This is a genomic window from Mesorhizobium sp. WSM3866, assembly GCF_002294795.1.
Classification (GTDB): Bacteria; Pseudomonadota; Alphaproteobacteria; order Rhizobiales; family Rhizobiaceae; genus Mesorhizobium.
The window spans coordinates 808,457-824,304 of sequence record NZ_NSGC01000001.1 but is presented as its reverse complement, the minus strand read 5'-3'; the positions used below and the strand labels follow the sequence as shown (position 1 = coordinate 824,304).

The 15,848-nt window shown below is 62.8% G+C and carries 17 protein-coding genes and 1 pseudogene; 14 read left to right on the top strand and 4 right to left on the bottom strand.

Going from position 1 to position 15,848, the window contains the following annotated elements:
• Positions 1 to 551: 551 nt before the first annotated feature.
• On the bottom strand, positions 552 to 758 hold the full coding sequence (locus tag CK222_RS03920) for a hypothetical protein (protein WP_066993806.1): 207 nt from the start codon (positions 756 to 758) through the stop codon (positions 552 to 554).
• Positions 759 to 1,135: 377 nt separating this feature from the next.
• A pseudogene (locus CK222_RS32825) lies at positions 1,136 to 2,016 on the bottom strand (hypothetical protein).
• A 153-nt stretch (positions 2,017 to 2,169) separates the two neighbouring features.
• Between CK222_RS32825 and CK222_RS03910 the strand changes: the two are divergent.
• Positions 2,170 to 2,379 carry a hypothetical protein gene (locus CK222_RS03910; protein WP_066993812.1) on the top strand — a complete coding sequence of 70 codons (210 nt, stop codon included), beginning with the start codon at positions 2,170 to 2,172 and terminating at the stop codon, positions 2,377 to 2,379.
• 58 nt (positions 2,380 to 2,437) lie between these two features.
• Positions 2,438 to 3,226: an exodeoxyribonuclease III gene (gene xth, locus CK222_RS03905; protein WP_095799427.1), complete on the top strand. Its 789-nt coding sequence runs from the start codon at positions 2,438 to 2,440 to the stop codon at positions 3,224 to 3,226.
• 28 nt (positions 3,227 to 3,254) lie between these two features.
• Here xth and CK222_RS03900 read toward each other — a convergent pair whose 3' ends face one another.
• Both CK222_RS03900 and CK222_RS03895 read right to left on the bottom strand, forming a co-directional pair.
• A complete protein-coding gene (locus CK222_RS03900) occupies positions 3,255 to 3,542 on the bottom strand; it encodes a hypothetical protein (RefSeq protein WP_066993818.1) in 288 nt (95 codons plus the stop codon).
• The gene (locus CK222_RS03895; RefSeq protein ID WP_095777394.1) at positions 3,523 to 3,873 is read right to left on the bottom strand and encodes a DUF768 domain-containing protein; all 351 of its coding nucleotides are present in this window, start codon (positions 3,871 to 3,873) and stop codon (positions 3,523 to 3,525) included. The genes CK222_RS03900 and CK222_RS03895 overlap by 20 nt, the downstream gene beginning before the upstream one ends.
• 367 nt (positions 3,874 to 4,240) lie before the next feature.
• On the opposite strand from CK222_RS03895, the gene CK222_RS03885 reads away from it, so the two are divergent.
• The 12 genes from CK222_RS03885 to CK222_RS03830 all read left to right on the top strand — a co-directional run bounded on the left by CK222_RS03885 (position 4,241) and on the right by CK222_RS03830 (position 15,837).
• Positions 4,241 to 5,491 (top strand): phospholipase D-like domain-containing protein, encoded by a 1,251-nt coding sequence (locus CK222_RS03885; RefSeq protein WP_245432959.1) that lies wholly within the window; start codon positions 4,241 to 4,243, stop codon positions 5,489 to 5,491.
• A gap of 240 nt (positions 5,492 to 5,731) precedes the next feature.
• A complete protein-coding gene (locus CK222_RS03880; RefSeq protein WP_095782978.1) occupies positions 5,732 to 6,136 on the top strand; it encodes a DUF982 domain-containing protein in 405 nt (134 codons plus the stop codon).
• Positions 6,137 to 6,599: 463 nt separating this feature from the next.
• Entirely contained in the window at positions 6,600 to 7,382 is a 783-nt protein-coding gene (locus CK222_RS03875; protein WP_245432958.1) for a heme-binding protein, read from the top strand.
• A gap of 125 nt (positions 7,383 to 7,507) precedes the next feature.
• Positions 7,508 to 9,259 carry a methanol/ethanol family PQQ-dependent dehydrogenase gene (locus tag CK222_RS03870; RefSeq protein ID WP_348628795.1) on the top strand — a complete coding sequence of 584 codons (1,752 nt, stop codon included), beginning with the start codon at positions 7,508 to 7,510 and terminating at the stop codon, positions 9,257 to 9,259.
• A 37-nt stretch (positions 9,260 to 9,296) separates the two neighbouring features.
• Complete coding sequence (locus CK222_RS03865) at positions 9,297 to 10,109, top strand: substrate-binding domain-containing protein (RefSeq protein WP_245432956.1); 813 nt, start codon at positions 9,297 to 9,299, stop codon at positions 10,107 to 10,109.
• On the top strand, positions 10,106 to 10,639 hold the full coding sequence (locus CK222_RS03860; protein WP_095799423.1) for a c-type cytochrome: 534 nt from the start codon (positions 10,106 to 10,108) through the stop codon (positions 10,637 to 10,639). Before CK222_RS03865 ends, CK222_RS03860 begins: the two co-directional genes overlap by 4 nt.
• A complete protein-coding gene (gene coxB, locus CK222_RS03855) occupies positions 10,636 to 11,649 on the top strand; it encodes a cytochrome c oxidase subunit II (RefSeq protein ID WP_245432955.1) in 1,014 nt (337 codons plus the stop codon). Before CK222_RS03860 ends, coxB begins: the two co-directional genes overlap by 4 nt.
• Positions 11,646 to 13,622 carry a cytochrome c oxidase subunit I gene (gene ctaD / locus CK222_RS03850; RefSeq protein ID WP_082954049.1) on the top strand — a complete coding sequence of 659 codons (1,977 nt, stop codon included), beginning with the start codon at positions 11,646 to 11,648 and terminating at the stop codon, positions 13,620 to 13,622. The genes coxB and ctaD overlap by 4 nt, the downstream gene beginning before the upstream one ends.
• Entirely contained in the window at positions 13,619 to 14,224 is a 606-nt protein-coding gene (locus CK222_RS03845) for a cytochrome c oxidase subunit 3 (RefSeq protein WP_095799422.1), read from the top strand. The genes ctaD and CK222_RS03845 overlap by 4 nt, the downstream gene beginning before the upstream one ends.
• Positions 14,224 to 14,565 (top strand): hypothetical protein, encoded by a 342-nt coding sequence (locus CK222_RS03840; protein ID WP_067328538.1) that lies wholly within the window; start codon positions 14,224 to 14,226, stop codon positions 14,563 to 14,565. The genes CK222_RS03845 and CK222_RS03840 overlap by 1 nt, the downstream gene beginning before the upstream one ends.
• On the top strand, positions 14,562 to 15,440 hold the full coding sequence (locus tag CK222_RS03835; RefSeq protein ID WP_067328536.1) for a cytochrome c oxidase assembly protein: 879 nt from the start codon (positions 14,562 to 14,564) through the stop codon (positions 15,438 to 15,440). The genes CK222_RS03840 and CK222_RS03835 overlap by 4 nt, the downstream gene beginning before the upstream one ends.
• On the top strand, positions 15,421 to 15,837 hold the full coding sequence (locus CK222_RS03830; protein WP_067328533.1) for a c-type cytochrome: 417 nt from the start codon (positions 15,421 to 15,423) through the stop codon (positions 15,835 to 15,837). Before CK222_RS03835 ends, CK222_RS03830 begins: the two co-directional genes overlap by 20 nt.
• Positions 15,838 to 15,848: the final 11 nt, after the last annotated feature.

Genomic DNA, 15,848 nt, shown 5'->3' with positions numbered 1-15,848 from the left:
GCATCCGAATGACAGGTTTCACGATCAGTATGCCGGACGCTGAACGTCCGGGATGAGGCACCGGCGCAAAGCGGTCATTCGTGAATGATCTCGTTTGGAGCCTTAAATCAGGATGGCCCTTGAGGATGCTGCCACTCTGAAGTCCGATCGCCAACTTCAACTCTGGCTTGGCCGGCTTTTTAATCTGGCAGCCTTGTAACAAACTGCCTAACAAGCGACGAGACCCCCCCGCGCCGCCTAACATAGAGAGTTATGGGACCGACAGGTCCTATTCCGGAACCGAACCTATCCACAGAAATATTTTATTGGTATTTCTGTTGGTAGCTGCGGCGGTGACCCTTCCCTACGCATTTGAAAGTCAAGCGGGATTTTCTCCACTGGGATTCCGCCTCTGGCACCATCACCCTCTTCTCCCCGCATTCGCTTTCGCCGAAGCTTCTACGCTGCAGCAAGCAGCTGGTGTTGGCCATCTTTTTGCTAGCGATGGCGCAATTTGGCGGGATTAGGAGCGCTGCGCTGGAGCTGTTACGGCTGCACGCTTGCCAGCCGGTTTAGCCGTGCCCAGGTTCTTCGAGCTTTTCCAGTCTCGCGGACAGCCGGTCAAGGTCAGTTGTGCCCTGGCCGAAAAGGCTCATGGCCCTCATGGCGACCAACTGGCGGTCTTCCTCGCTCTCAAGTCCATGCCTTGAACAATAGCGATGGACAGCTTTTGAGAGGATTTCAAGTTGGGTGGAATCCAAAACACCATGCAGGGACATGCGTGCCTCCTAGCCAGGGGCGAAAGCACGATACCGCTTTCAAGCGTCCGCTTGCCTCACTACTCGGTACGAACGACAAAGGGGTGATACGCCTCTCCGGCAAGTCGCGCGCTAACAAATGAGGCCGTGATGAAAATCGCGCCTGTGCGGTTATGTCTTCTTGAGAAGGCGCGCCTGCCGAAGAAGCGAAGCTGCGTCGATGCTGATCAAGTCGATGAGCTCGCGTGCTTGGCTGCGGGGATGCCGGTCCCGCGGGGCTGAAATCGCACCCGAAATTCCTTTTCGGCCTGTGACATTCCACCTGAACGTCGGGTACGCGAGCCTTGGCGGCGGCCCGCCTCGCTTGTCATGTGACAGCCATCAAAGACCCAAGAATATCAATCGGCACTTCGCGAACGTTTTCTCCGCTCCAGGCTTTTCGCCTTTCGGCGAGCGATTCTGAGTTCGCCAAGCGTCGGCCGCCACCACCCTCTCGATCGTTCCGCTGATCCGGCAGGACGCCGCGCCGGCCATGTCTTGATCAGTTCAGCCAAGGTCGGCGGCCGCCACCTCGCCCAAACGGCGCCGAAGCCGGTCTCCATCGACTGTGGGTAGAACGGCGCCAGCTCAGAGGGGTCGGCGAGCTCGCCTGAAATCCCGGTGAAGACAACAACGTCATATTGCACCGTCGCCACGGCGCGACCGAGCGGAGGCAGGTCTTCGGCTGGAACCGGATAGCGCCGGCGCCTGCGTTCGGCATGGCGCAGCCTGGCGGCCTTGTGCTCATCGGAGTGTTTACCAGCCTCCCGCCGGCGTTTCCTCTCCTCCGGCTCGGCGCGTTGGGCGGCTCTTTCGATGCTTGGCCAACGGCGCCGCAGCTCCTCATAAGCGCGAAAGGCACCCGCCAGACCCGCAGTTCGTCGTCCCAACTCGCCCATGGAACCGCTCGCAGTTCCTTCAGCACGGTCTTCGAATAAGGCGTGCGAATGCGCAGGTCGTCCGCGACTTCCAGATAGTGGCTCGACAGTGGATCGAAGGCGAAGGCATCCCGCCCCTTACTGTCGTCATGGGCTGCGCGAGCCGCTGTCTCCTGTGCCAGCCAGCGCTCGATCCGCCGCGCCGCCGTTTTTCCGGGCACGAACCAGCTCCTGAGCTCGTCGCTCCACCTCGCGCGCGGAAACGCAAGCTGGAACCGCTCAACTGCCGCTCGATCGTACGGGAAGCGCGCTTCGGCACCACGAGGCTTCTGCGGTTCAAAATGGGCTTCGGATTTTTCCATCGGATTGCGCTCGCTAGCTCTGCTCGCAAGGAACGCCGCGCAAGTTCCTTGGGTTCAAGCCACACAGCCGAGACAAGCCGAACTGCTCGAGGAACCGCGAGCGGAAACCTTCCCGGCATTCGACGGTTAATCCGGATCAGGAGAGGTCAGCCCATGGCGAGACGACGTGATGCAGATGAAACAGCGGCGAGCCGGCCCAGAAGGCCACGTTCGCGCCCGCTGAAAGGCGAAGAAACGGAAGTGAACCATATCGTGGAAACGCAAAACATCTCGCCGGCCCAGGCGCGGGAGCTGGTGCGGCGTCACGGAAACGATTGGCGCAAGATCGATGAGGCCGCCAAATCCTACAAGAAAGACAGCTAGTATTCCAAACCAAGTATCGGGGTGACTGCCCGGAGAGATCATCGGCCAAGATAACCGGATGACCAGGATCGCTACTTTCAACGTAAATGGCGTCAATGGGCGATTGCCGGTCCTCCTGAAATGGCTTGGCGAAACCGGCTATGACATCGTCTGCCTGCAGGAGCTCAAGACATCCGATGAGAAGTTCCCTGCCGAGGCGATCCGGCAGGCTGGTTACTGCGCCGTCTGGCATGGGCAGAAATCTTACAACGGCGTAGCGATTCTGGCCCGTGGGAAACAGCCGCAGGAGCGCAGGCGCGGACTGCCAGGCGACCCGGACGATACGCACAGCCGCTACATCGAGGCCGAGGTGGATGGGCTGGTGATCGGCTGCATCTATCTGCCGAACGGCAATCCCGCGCCTGGACCTGAATTCGATTACAAGCTCGCGTGGTTCCAGCGTTTGATCAGCTATTCCCAGACCTTGCTTAAAGAGGAAACGGTCCTGTGCGGCGATTACAACGTGGTGCCAACCCCGATTGATGCGGTGGTGCCGGCGCGCTGGTTGGGCGATGCAGTGTTTTTCCCGCAGAGTCGTGACGCTTACGCCGATTTGCTGAAGATGGGCTGGATGGATGCGGTTCGGCAGATCCATCCCGAGAAGGGGGTCTACACCTACTGGAACTTCTCCTACCGGGGCGGTTATGACCGGAGCTCCGGCCTGCGAATGGACCATCTCCTGATCAGTCCGGCACTTTCAAACCGGCTGCGAGGGGCGGGCGTCGATGCTGCGGTAAGAGCTTTGGAAAGGCCAAGCGATCATGCCCCGGCGTGGATCGAGCTGACCTGGCCTGGAAAGCTCGACTGAGGTTCCGATGGCCTGCCCAGGAGCGGCATCAGCCCGAGCGTATCACGCCGGGCTCATCGGTCTGTTCGTGGGCTTGTCCGACAGCTTGGGGCGCGGCCACAAGGTCCTGGAATCCGATCGTGGCGACCAGATACCCCGCTTCGTCGTAGATTCTCGTAACCCACGATGTCGGGTCGACGCCTTCGACAATCCCATCGAGCATCGCCTCCTTAGCCGCGCGTTTCGCCTCGGCCTTGGCGGCATCCAAATTTTCCATGTCGACCTGGATGGCCGGCTGCGCCGTACTTTCGATGAACTCAAAACGGAACTTCGGCATTGGTTTCTCCATTCGGCGCCGCCGGGAGCGGATCGGGCGGGCTCTCAATCTTGCCGTTGCTGGAAGTTTCGTCTCCGAGCACTGTTTCCGCGATGTATTGCTTGAGATCGCCGACTTCGTCGCCGATATCCTCAGCCAGTATTCCCAGGCCTTCGGCATCGGCGATGCATTGTTCGGCGAGCTTCTCGGCGGCGATTTCGGCCGGGATTGCAGCTGCGGCTTCCGCCTTGTGCTCGTCGATCCATTCCCCGACGAAATGTGCGGTCTTGTTCACGATGATATCCGGTTCCTGAGCGGAAACCGTGTCAGCGTCAGTTGGCTTCGTGTCCATGTCTAAACCCGCCCTCTAGGATCCTTCTTCAACGCCGATTGCCTGCGAAGGATGCAGGCGTTGGTCGAAAGTTGTTATAGCTTCAGGCTTGCACTTCAGACTCCCGGCTCAAGGCTGGAACCTGCGTCAGGATCAACAGTTCTTGAGCATGGCAAATCACCCGATAACGAGTTTCCTCACCTCAATCGGCACTTTTGCGTCCCGTCCCGCCGCATTCCTGGTGCTGCTGGCCTACGCAGCACTGTGTGTCGTTTTCGATCGGCAAAGTCTGAATTGGTATGGGGCGGCCACCCTGGCGCCTCCAGCGGGCGCGTGAAAGGTGAGATTTGGTCGGAACCGGCGGAGGCTGCTCAGCAGCCTCAAGTATTTGGCCGTCGCGCTTGTCGCCAGTCTGGTCACGCTGCTCGCGATCAACTTGATCCCCGAGACCCGTGTCATCCGCACCATCGTGCCGCACCGTTTCGATGCGGCAGATCCGCAATTCGCAAGGAGCATGAGCAGCTATTCGCAGGGGCAGATGTTCGAGGCGAACGCCGTGCAGACCCTCGTCAACGGCGACGAGATTTTTCCCGCCATGCTGCAAGCGATCCGTTCGGCCCGAAAGACCATCAACATGGAAACCTACATCTATTGGTCGGGCTCGGTCGGCTACGAGTTCGCCACGTCTTTGGCTGCGAAAGCCCGAGAGGGTGTCGAGGTGCGCGTGCTCGTCGATTGGCTTGGCAGTCTTCCCTTCGATGAGAAGCTGATCCAAATCATGACGAGTGCTGGCGTTCGGTTCGAGCGCTATCGGCCGATCCACTGGTACACGCTCGACCGCGTCAACAACCGAACGCATCGCAAGCTGCTCATTGTGGACGGGCGGGTCGCCTTCACAGGCGGGGTCGGCATCGCGGACAACTGGCTGGGAGATGCGCGCAACCCCAATGAGTGGCGCGACACGCACTACCAGATCGAAGGGCCTGCTGTGCCCGGGTTCCAGGCGGCCTTCGCCGAGAACTGGCTGGAAACAGTGGGCGAGACGTTGCAGGGCGAGAACTTCTACCTGCCGCCCGAAGCCGCGGGTGCGCTCCGTGCCCAGCTGATCCTTTCTTCGCAGCCGAACGGCTCCGAAAACATGGAGCTGATGATGCTGGCCGCCATAGCCGCGGCCAAAGACCACCTGCGCATCGGCATGGCCTATTTCCTCCCGGACGACATCGCCCTGCAGCAGATATTGGACGCCAGAAAAAGAGGCGTCGCCGTCGATGTGATCGTTCCCAATTCCCTGACGGATGTTCCGATCGTCCGCAAAGCTTCGCGCTATTTCTGGGGCAAATTGCTCGAGGCCGGGGTGCGGATCTACGAGTTTCAGCCCACGATGTATCACCCCAAACTGCTGATCGTGGACGACGTCTGGGCGAGCTTCGGTTCCACCAACCTGGACCAGCGGTCTTTGCGTTTGAACGATGAGGCCACGCTCAACGTCTATGGCAAGGAATTCGCACGAACGCAGATCGACTTGTTCAACGAAGATCTGAAGCGCTCGAGGCAGATCAGCCTTGCCGAATGGAGATCGCGTCCCATGCGCGAAAAGTTCACCGATTGGCTGGCCAGCACGCTCCACGCGCAGCTCTAGTCAGCCCATGGAGCCGAACGCAAACACCAGCCGCTGCTTGTCTCTTCGGCCGCCCGTCACCCAGATCGGCGGAGTTGCCAACCCACCCCAGGTGAGCCAGGGTCGGCCGCCACGGGGCGGCTCTTGACGCCGAAAATCGCGCTTCCAATATTTCACCTCAGCGCCGCCGGCACATGCCCAACACCTTGCTGAGCATCTGTTTGGCCTGCCGGCGATTGGCGCATCAAGCGGAGGAAGGTCATGGGCCCAAATGTCTTCGGGGAGCCCGTTGGGCGTGCTTTGATTTCTCGGCAAAGCGACAACTATGGTCACGACCACGGCGCGGCAGAACCAGGCGCGATGAGCACTGATGTGTTCGCTGAACCTGTCCTTGTTGATGACGTGCCATTTGGCGTGAGGAAAATCCGTTGCGCGATGGACGCCATCGAATTCCTGGAGGAGTGGCCGTTCGAGAAGCGGTGCCGCCTGCACGGTTTGGCCAGCGACGCTTGCTGCGCGGCATATGATGGCCGCGGGCCGGTCGCCGCGGCCAGGAAAGTGTTCGTCAGCTGGGCGATCCAGACCGGGATTTGCGCGAGCGCGCCTTGCCTCGAGCTCGACGCCGCCGAGGCAGCGGATCAAGTCACAGGCAGTGGCACGTCCTGATGAGGAAGAACACGCCGACCCCATAGGGAAGCAACAAAAGCAGCAGGGCCAGCCAGTAACCGGGCTGTGCGATCGGCGCGAAATCTGAACGAAGCTGCTCCATTGCCCGTCCAACGCAGGGCGGCACAGCTGGTTCCTCTACTGCACATGTCGCAAGACCAAGGAGCCGCGTACCTCCTGCTGTTGACGGCTGCAGCAATCGAGGAACGCTGGCCGCCTCCCAGGAGCGGTGATGGCACCGCCAGGTCCTTGGTGCTGTTGGGCCGGACTTCGATATGGATGCACCTGCCACACGCAATTCTTGCAGTCCCTTTCTGGGCAGCAGGAACAAAGGGGCTCGTTGTCCGTTCGGTTTCGCGCAGCAAGAGCAGGATCAGCTTGCAGAACGGCGAGACCGGAGTTTCTGCCGCCAGATTTCTGTTTTTCCTTGTTGTCCGCGTTGAACAAGGTGTTCCGAAGCGCCATGCATTTCCCCCAGTGTCCGTCGGCCGCTCTTGGCCTCCTGCTCTTGGCCATCGCGGTGCTGCCGTACGATCCCGCTTGGGCGCAAGCGCCCTGCCCGGCCGATCACGACAAACTGCTGTCGGCCTTGAAGGCCAATGTCAAGGCGAGTGGCGGGCCGGCAAATGGCGGCTTCGAGAGCAATGAATGGGCCGCGATCGTTGCCCGTGACGGTACGGTCTGCGCCGTCGCCTTCAGCGGCCCTACCGTGGACGCGCAATGGCCCGGCAGCCGGCTGGTCGCGGCGGAGAAGGCCAACACGGCCAACGGGCTCAGCCTCGCGAATATGGCCCTGTCGACCGCCAATCTTTATGCCGGCGTGCAACCAGGCGGGCCGCTGTTCGGCCTGCAGGCCACCAACCCCGTCAATCAGGCGGCGGCTTACGCCGGCGACGCCAAGACATTCGGCAGCCCCAATGACCCGCTGATCGGCAAACCGATCGGAGGCGTGGTGGTGTTCGGCGGAGGCCTGGCCCTGTACGACGGCAAGGCGATCGTCGGCGGCCTCGGGGTCAGCGGCGATTCCTCCTGCGCCGACCACAACGTCGCCTGGCGCGTCCGCGCAGCGCTCGGCCTCGACAAGGTTCCGGCAGGCGTCAATCCCAACCGCAAGGACGCCATCATCTACGACCTCGACCCAGGCGGCAAAAGCGCGTCCGGCTGGGGTCATCCGCTTTGCGCCGGGCGCGAGGCCGACATAGCCGCCGAACTGGGCGCCAGCGTCGGAGGCTCGGTCCCGAAATGAAGGCAGCGCGACAGCTGACGGCGAGGTGTGCGCAGTCCGGACGCGCTCGCCTCACCCGGGCTGCGCGGCAATATGCGGGATTAAGCATTGTTGGGGCGATGATGCTGGCCTGTCTCCCAGTTCTGATGGCCGCCTCGGAGTCGCCCTCGACGCCTGCGATCTCGCCGCCGGCCTCCGCCGCCCCGCCCGACGACGGCCAATGGACGATGCCAGCCAAGAACTACGCCTCGACCCGCTATAGCGAGCTCGCGGAAATCAATGCAGGCAACGTCAAGAACCTGCAGGTCGCCTTCACCTTCTCGACCGGCGTGAACAAGGGCCAGGAAGCGGCACCGCTGGTGGTCGGCAGCACGATGTATATCGTGACGCCCTTTCCCAACATCGTCTACGCGCTCGACCTCTCCAAACCTGGCGCACCGATCAAGTGGAAATACGAACCCAATCCCGAGCCCGCGGCACAAGGGGTGGCGTGCTGCGACGTCGTCAATCGCGGCGCCGCCTTCACCGACGGGCGCATCTTCTTCAACACGCTGGACGGCCACACGATCGCGCTCGATGCGAACTCCGGCCAGCCGATCTGGAACACCCATATCGGCAACATCAATGTCGGCGAGACCCTCACCATGGCGCCGCTGGTGGTGAAGGGCAAAGTGCTCGTCGGCAATTCGGGCGGCGAGATGGGCGTACGCGGCTGGGTCAAGGCGCTCGACGCCGGCGATGGCCATGTCGTCTGGACGGCTTACAGCACGGGTCCCGACAAGGAGGTGCTGATCGGCCCGGATTTCAAGCCGCATTACGACATGGACAAGGGCAGGGACCTCGGTGTGACGACCTGGCCGCCGGAGGCCTGGAAGATCGGCGGCGGCAATATGTGGGGCTGGATCTCCTATGATCCCGATCTCAATCTGATCTTCCACGGCACCGGCAATCCAGGCCCCTGGAACCCTGACCTGCGCCCCGGCGACAACAAATGGACATCGGGCATTTTTGCCCGCGATCCCGATACCGGAGCGGCCAAATGGTTCTATCAGTGGACGCCGCACGATCTGCACGACTATGACGGCATCAATGAGCAGATCCTGCTCGACATGAACTGGCAGGGCAAGCCGCGCAAGGTGCTGGTCCGGCCGGAGCGCAACGGCTATCTCTACGTCCTTGATCGCACCACCGGCGAGGTCCTGTCCGCAAAACCCTATGGCCCCGTCAACTCCAGCAAGGGTGTGGATCTCAAGACGGGCAGGCTGATGGCAAACCCGGACAAGAAGACCGGGACCGGCAAGGTCGTCCGCGACATCTGCCCGACCGCCTCGGGGCTCAAGGACTGGCAGCCTTCCGCCTTCTCGCCGAAGACGGGCCTGCTCTACATCCCGCACAACAATCTGTGCATGGACGAACAAGGCGTCGAGGTGAACTACATCGCCGGCACACCCTATGTCGGAATGAACGTGCGCATGATCCCGGGCCCCGGCGGCAATCGTGGGGCCTTCACCGCGTGGGATATCGCCGCGGAGAAACCGGCCTGGAGCCTCAAGGAAAACTTCCCGGTATGGAGCGGCGCGGTCGTAACCGCCGGCGATATCGTCTTCTACGGAACCATGGAAGGCTGGTTCAAGGCCGTCAGTGCGAAGACCGGCGAACTGCTTTGGCAGTTCAAGACCTCTTCCGGCATCATCGGCCAGCCGGTGACTTATCGCGGCCCCGACGGACACCAATATGTCGCGATCCTGTCCGGCGTCGGCGGCTGGGCCGGCGCCATCGTCTCAGGCGATCTCGACCCGCGCGATGCCACTGCTGCGCTCGGTTTCGTCAACGCCATGAAGGACTTGAAAAACGCGACAACGGCGGGAGGCACGCTCTATGTGTTCCGACTGCCTTGATGCATTCAAACCGACGGCGCTGGCGAAAAGATCCGCCATGCGGGCCCTCGTGACCGGTCTCGTCGCGTTGGTCTGGCTGGTTCTGGCCGGCGCGGCGAATGCGCGGGAACTGCGCGCCTGCGCGGATCCCAACAACATGCCGTTCTCCGACGCCAGCGGCGAAGGCTTCGAGAACAAGATCGCCGAGATCGTTGCGGCCGACCTTGGCGCGAAGCTTACCTACACCTGGTGGGCGCAGCGCCGCGGCTTCGTTCGCAACACGCTGAAAGCGGGGCTTTGCGATCTGGTGCTCGGAACGCCGGCAAATGTCGAAATGCTGCGCACCACCTCGCCCTACTACAGATCCTCCTACGTCTTTGTCGCACGACAGGATGGACCGGACGTAACGTCCTTTAACGATCCACGGCTGCGCGACATGCGCATCGGCGTTCAGCTCATCGGCGATGACGGCGCCAATTCGCCGCCGGTCCAGGCGCTCGGCCGTCGCGGCATTGTCGGACATCTCGTCGGCTACCCGGTCTACGGCGACTATTCCGCTCCCAACCCCGCGGCGCGCATCGTCGAAGCTGTCGCGAGCGGCGAGGTCGACGTCGCCGTGGTCTGGGGCCCGCTCGCCGGTTACTTCGCTACGAAGCAAAAGGTGCCGCTCCGGATCACGCCGGTCACACCTCGCATCGATGGACCGCAACTGCCACTGATGTACGACATCTCGATGGGCGTTCGGCGCGAGGACGAGCGACTGCGCGGCGATGTGAATAGCGCGCTCGCCAGGCACAAGGCCGAGATCGACGCGGTTCTGACGCAATATGGCGTTCCGCTTCTCGACATCGCCGGGAGCCCGGTGCGATGAGGCTGGGTCTCGCGACGCTGCTGTCCGTGACGCTCGCCTTGGCGGCATGCCAGCGCGAGGAGCGGGACACGCGCCCGCAATCTTCGCTCGGCTCCGGCGGGCAGCCGACGCCCGTGACTACGCTGGAACCTGGCGGCCAAAGGCCCTCCCCCAGCAACAACAAGGCGGCGAGCTTCGAGGCGAACGCCTTTCATCTCAGCGAGGGCAAGCGCCTGTTCGGCTGGTTCAACTGTTCGGGATGCCACGCCAATGGCGGCGGCGGCATGGGCCCGGCGCTGATGGACCAGAAGTGGATCTATGGCAGCTCCATGGAAAGCATTCACGCCACCATCCGCGACGGACGTCCGAACGGCATGCCGAGCTTCCGCAACAAGATCCCCGACGATCAGATCTGGGAACTGGCGGCCTTCGTGCGTTCGCTAAGCGGCAACGCGCCCTCTTCCGCTGCGCCACAGCGAAATGACGACATGATGCCCCATCCGTCGGAAAACCGCATGCCGGATGCCGCCACGCTGGGGAAGTCGCCGTGAAAGGCCTCGCCTCGATGGCGTTTGCCGCGGCAAGCGTCCTTTCTCTCCAGGGATGCGCGGGCTGGCAATCGGCGCTCGACCCGAAAGGCCCCGCGGCGAGCGAGTTGGCATGGCTGATCTGGTTCTTCATAGGGCTTTGCTCGGTAGCGTGGGTGCTGGTGATGATCGCTCTCGCCGCACCGCTGTTGATGCGGCCACCCAGGCGCACCGAGCCGCTGATGCTCGACGCCAGCGCCGACCATCGCAAATTGCGCGTTGTGGTCATCGCTGTCGGGCTGACCGCAGCGACGCTGGTCGGGCTGACCCTGCTCAGCTTCTTGGCCAACAGGACGCTTGCGGCAATCGGCTCGAACGCTGCGCTCACCATTCGGGTGACCGGGCACCAGTGGTGGTGGGAGGTGCGCTATGAGGATGCCACGCCGAGCCGCATCCTGACGACGGCGAACGAAATCCACATCCCCGCCGGCGAGCCGGTGCGGCTTCTTCTGACCTCGACCGATGTGATCCATTCCTTCTGGATCCCAAGTCTGGCCGGCAAGCTCGACCTCATCCCCGGTCACATGAACGTGCTGGATGTCAAGGCGGACAAGCCCGGAACCTATCGCGGCCAGTGCGCCGAGTTCTGCGGCGCGCAGCATGCGAACATGGGCACCTTTATCATCGCCGAGCCGCGGGCAAAGTTCGACGCCTGGTGGAACGACCAGCTGCAGCCGGCCGCGGCCCCGACGGGCGACGAGGCGAAGGCGGGCGCGGACTTGTTTCTCAAGCGTCCCTGCGTGATGTGCCACAAGATCGGCGGCACGCCCGCGGGCGGAACGGTCGCTCCGGATCTCACCCATATTGCCAGCCGGCAAACACTTGCCGCGGGAACCTTGACGATGAGCCGCGGCAATCTCGCCGCCTGGATAGCCGACCCGCAAGGCATCAAGCCCGGCTCCCACATGCCGGTGGTTGAGCTCAATGGCGACGAGCTCAACGCGATCGTCGCCTATCTCGAGGGCCTGAAATGAGCAGCGCGGACCTGGCCAGCGAACGCGACCTGCCGCCGGAACGTGAGGCGACTGCCAAGGGCGACGTTGCCCCCGAACGTGATGGGCCGCGCGACACCGGCATGGACGATGCCAGCCTTCACCGCTGGCTCGCGCGCACATGGCGGACGCCGCCCGGCATCATCGGCGCGTTGTCCAGCGTTGATCACAAGGTCGTCGCAAGGCGCTATCTGATCACGGCATTCGGGTTTCTGTGCCTGGGCGGGCTGAGCGCCGTCGCCATGCGCATCCAGCTTTCGGGACCGCAACGCGGCCTGATCGGGCCGGACCTCTACAACCAGCTGTTCACCATGCATGGCGTCACCATGATGTTCCTGTTTGCCGTGCCCATCGTGCAGGCGACCGGCATCTATCTGGTGCCGCTGATGGTCGGCAGCCGCAACATCGCCTTTCCGCGCCTGAACGCGTTCAGTTATTGGATTTATGTCTCGGGAGGTCTCTTCGCCTGGGTGTCCTTCGCCCTTGCAATGGCGCCGGATGTCGGCTGGTTCGCCTATGTGCCGCTGTCAGGTCCCGAATTCAGTCCCGGCAAGCGCGCCGACGTGTGGGCGCAGATGATCACCTATACCGAGGTCTCATCGCTGGCGGTCGCCGTCGCGACCATTGTCACCGTATTGAAGCAGCGTGCGGCAGGCATGTCGCTGGACAAGATCCCGCTCTATGTCTGGGCGTTGCTGGTGACCTCATTCGTCGTCGTCTTCGCCATGCCGGCGGTCATGATCACCTCGACCTTCCTGATCCTCGACCGGCTGGTCGGAACGCATATTTTCAATCCAGCGGAGGGCGGCGACGCCCTGCTGTTCCAGCACCTGTTCTGGTTCTTCGGTCACCCCGAGGTCTACATCATCTTCCTGCCGGCGACAGGCATCGTCTCCGCGATCATTCCCGCTTTCGCTCGAAGGCCGGCGTTCGGCTATCTCGGGCTGGTCCTGTCGTTGATCGCGGTCGGCTTTCTGTCGTTCGGTCTCTGGGTCCACCACATGTTCGCGACGGGATTGCCGAAGCTCGGTGCAAGCTTCTTCACGGCATCCAGCATGTTGATCGCCATTCCCAACGGCGTGCAGATCTTTTGCTGGCTGGCGACCTTGTGGGACGGCAGACCGGTGATCCGCACGCCGTTGCTCTTCGTCTTCGGTTTCTTCTTCATCTTCGTCATTGGCGGTCTCACCGGTGTCATGCTGGCCTCGGTGCCGCTCGACCTGCAGGTGCACGACACCTATTTCGTCGTCGCGCATTTCCACTATGTGCTGATCGGCGGCTCGGTTTTCCCACTGCTGGGTGCCGCCTATTTCTGGTTCCCCAAGATCACCGGCCGCATGATGAGCGAGCGCCTCGGACGCTGGCATTTCTGGCTGGCCTTCATCGGCTTCAACGCGGCCTTCTTCCCGATGCACCTTGTCGGCCTGTGGGGCATGCCGCGCAGGGTCTATACCTATCCGGCCGAGCTTGGCTGGGGGAACATCAACCTGTTCATCACCGGCGGCGCGGTGCTCTTCTTCCTGAGCTTCGTGCTGTTCACCTTCAACCTCGTGCATGGCGCCTTGAAAGGCGCGCCGGCCGGCGACAATCCCTGGGATGCCGGCACGCTGGAATGGGCCACGTCTTCGCCGCCTCCAAGCTATAATTTCGCGCGCATTCCAATCGTCACGAATGTCGAGCCGCTCTGGGCCGAACGCGAGGCCCTTCCCGTCGCCACCGGCCTTCGCGTCGATGTGCGCGAGCTCCTCATCTCGACGGTGGCGGAAGCGCATCCCGATATCCGCGAGAAATCGGCGACGCCGTCGATCTGGCCCTTGTTCGCTGCGATCGCTGTCGGCGGCACCTTTCTGTATTCGATCTTCACGCCCTGGGCGATCGTCTGGGGCGCCGCGCCGATCGCGATCACCCTGATCGGCTGGTTCTGGCCGAAAGATACGCCGGAGGACGAGGAATGAAGCAGCGTCCCGCCGCCGATCTGTCGGGCCTGCCAAGCTTCGGGCTTGGTCCGCGCAGCTCGACCTGGTGGGGTACGCTCGGTTTCATGGCATTGGAAGGAATGGGCTTTGCGCTGGCGGCCGGCGCTTATCTGTATCTGGCGACCTTGTGGCCCAACTGGCGTCTGAGCGCCCCGGAGCCCAACCATTGGCCGGGAACGATCGTGACGCTGCTTCTCATCGTCAGCCTGGTGCCGAACCACCTCCTCAACCGCTACGCCAAGCAATGCGCCATCGGGCCGGTGCGGATCGGCATGGTGGTGATGTCGCTGCTCGGCAGCGCGCCGCTCATCGTGCGCTGGTTCGAGTTTCCGGCCCTGAACATCTATTGGGACACCAACGCTTATGGCTCGATGCTCTGGGTGCTGCTCGGCCTGCACACCATCCATCTGATCACCGATGTCGGCGACACGATCGTTCTGACAGTGCTGATGTTCACGCGCCACGCCTATAGCGGCCGGCGTTTCGGCGACGTCGGCGACAACGTCTTCTACTGGGATTTCGTGGTCTTGACCTGGATCCCGATCTATCTGCTCATCTACTGGGCCCCGAGGCTAGGCTGATGCGCGCGCTGCGTTTGGGAACGTCCTGGGGTGGTCTTGTGTCGGGGCCTCTGGCCTGGGCCATCTCTACGCAGCTGAATTACGCGCTGGTGCCCTGGCAATGTAATCGCCAGGTCCCGGTGGTGCTTTCCGTCGCACTGGTGCTCATGGTGTTTTCGCTCCTCGGCGGCGTCCTGTCGTGGCAGGCGAAGCGGCAAGGCGGCGCCGCCTTCAAACCGGAGCGTACACGCAGCACCGAGCGATTCATCGCCGATCTCGGCATGCTTTCGGCTTTGCTGTTTGCCCTCGTCATCGTCATGCAGGCCAGCGCCGCGCTCATCCTCGACGAGTGCCTGCGATGAGTTTCGAGGCGTTCTTCTCGACCTCGATCTGCTACGGCGCCGGCGCGCCCGAGACCGGGTGGACGCTTGCCCTTCCCATCACGCTTCCGCTGGCCGCGCTCGCGCTGGTCTATGCGACCGGCGCCAACCGGCTGTGGCGCCGCAGCAGCCGAGGCCGACCAGAGCGGATACGACAAACCTTGCTGTTCGCCGCAGGGTGGTGCGTGCTGACGGGAGCGCTGGTCAGCCCGATCCATGCGCTCGGCGAGCGGGTCTTTGCCGCTCACATGATCGAGCACGAGCTGCTGATGGCGCTGGCGGCTCCGCTGCTGGTTGCAGCCCGCCCCGGCGCGGCACTGGTATGGGCATTACCGGTCGCGTTTCGGCAGAGAACGGGAAGGCTCACGCATGGCAAGATGCTGCAGGCGGTCTGGGCCTTCGCCAGCCGCCCTCTCAACGCAACAATCATCCACGCGATCGCCATCTGGATCTGGCACATCCCGTTCCTGTTCGAGGCAGCCCTGCAGCGGGGCGTGCTGCACTATACCCAGCATGCGAGCTTCCTCGGCACTGCCTTGCTGTTCTGGTGGGCGCTTCTGCCCCGTTCCGGTCGGCAGCAGGCCTATGGCAGCGCCGTCATGCATCTCTTCTTCACCTCGATGCACACCGGCCTGCTCGGCGTGCTGCTGCTGCTGTCGCCCAAACTCTGGTATCCGGAAAATGCCGGTGGCGCAGCGCTGTGGGGTTTAAGCCCGATCGAGGACCAGCAGCTTGCGGGTCTGGTGATGTGGGTTCCGGCTGGCCTGATCTATGGCGGAGCCGCTTTGCTGCTCGCCGGCCTCTGGATAAGCAAGAGCGGAACCAGGGAGGCGACGCATGCGCTCCGATCTGGCTAGACTGATCGCCGGCGCCCTCGCCGCCATGATCGTAGTTGCCGTAGCCGTCGCCGCCGTGGCCTTATGGGCCGACCGGCGTGATCGTGTCCGGCACGAGTCGGACGCGGCAACCGGCGGCGTGGGCGCGCGCGCCATTCCGATCATGACCGCGAACGGCTGCTCCGGCTGCCATACGATCCCTGGCGTGCCGGGCGCGCAAGGTCAGGTCGGCCCGCGCCTCGACGCCAGCCTCGCCGGCCGGGTCATTATCGGCGGCGTGCTGGCGAACAATCCGGAGAACCTGATCCGCTGGATACGCGGCGCCAGAGAGGTTAATCCGCACACCGCCATGCCATCGACGAGGATCACCGAGCAGCAGGCGCGTGATATCGCGGCCTATCTCTATGCTTTGAAATAAATGAACCCCGC

Coding starts and splice junctions, on each gene's coding strand:
- CK222_RS03845 (WP_095799422.1), top strand. CDS start 13,619: ATGAAGCAGCGTCCCGCCGCCGATCTGTCGGGCCTGCCAAGCTTCGGG.
- CK222_RS03880 (WP_095782978.1), top strand. CDS start 5,732: ATGGGCCCAAATGTCTTCGGGGAGCCCGTTGGGCGTGCTTTGATTTCT.
- CK222_RS03860 (WP_095799423.1), top strand. CDS start 10,106: ATGAGGCTGGGTCTCGCGACGCTGCTGTCCGTGACGCTCGCCTTGGCG.
- xth (WP_095799427.1), top strand. CDS start 2,438: ATGACCAGGATCGCTACTTTCAACGTAAATGGCGTCAATGGGCGATTG.
- CK222_RS03840 (WP_067328538.1), top strand. CDS start 14,224: ATGCGCGCGCTGCGTTTGGGAACGTCCTGGGGTGGTCTTGTGTCGGGG.
- CK222_RS03865 (WP_245432956.1), top strand. CDS start 9,297: ATGCGGGCCCTCGTGACCGGTCTCGTCGCGTTGGTCTGGCTGGTTCTG.
- CK222_RS03910 (WP_066993812.1), top strand. CDS start 2,170: ATGGCGAGACGACGTGATGCAGATGAAACAGCGGCGAGCCGGCCCAGA.
- CK222_RS03920 (WP_066993806.1), bottom strand. CDS start 758: ATGTCCCTGCATGGTGTTTTGGATTCCACCCAACTTGAAATCCTCTCA.
- CK222_RS03830 (WP_067328533.1), top strand. CDS start 15,421: ATGCGCTCCGATCTGGCTAGACTGATCGCCGGCGCCCTCGCCGCCATG.
- ctaD (WP_082954049.1), top strand. CDS start 11,646: ATGAGCAGCGCGGACCTGGCCAGCGAACGCGACCTGCCGCCGGAACGT.
- CK222_RS03895 (WP_095777394.1), bottom strand. CDS start 3,873: ATGGACACGAAGCCAACTGACGCTGACACGGTTTCCGCTCAGGAACCG.
- CK222_RS03875 (WP_245432958.1), top strand. CDS start 6,600: ATGCATTTCCCCCAGTGTCCGTCGGCCGCTCTTGGCCTCCTGCTCTTG.
- CK222_RS03835 (WP_067328536.1), top strand. CDS start 14,562: ATGAGTTTCGAGGCGTTCTTCTCGACCTCGATCTGCTACGGCGCCGGC.
- CK222_RS03870 (WP_348628795.1), top strand. CDS start 7,508: ATGGCCGCCTCGGAGTCGCCCTCGACGCCTGCGATCTCGCCGCCGGCC.
- CK222_RS03900 (WP_066993818.1), bottom strand. CDS start 3,542: ATGCCGAAGTTCCGTTTTGAGTTCATCGAAAGTACGGCGCAGCCGGCC.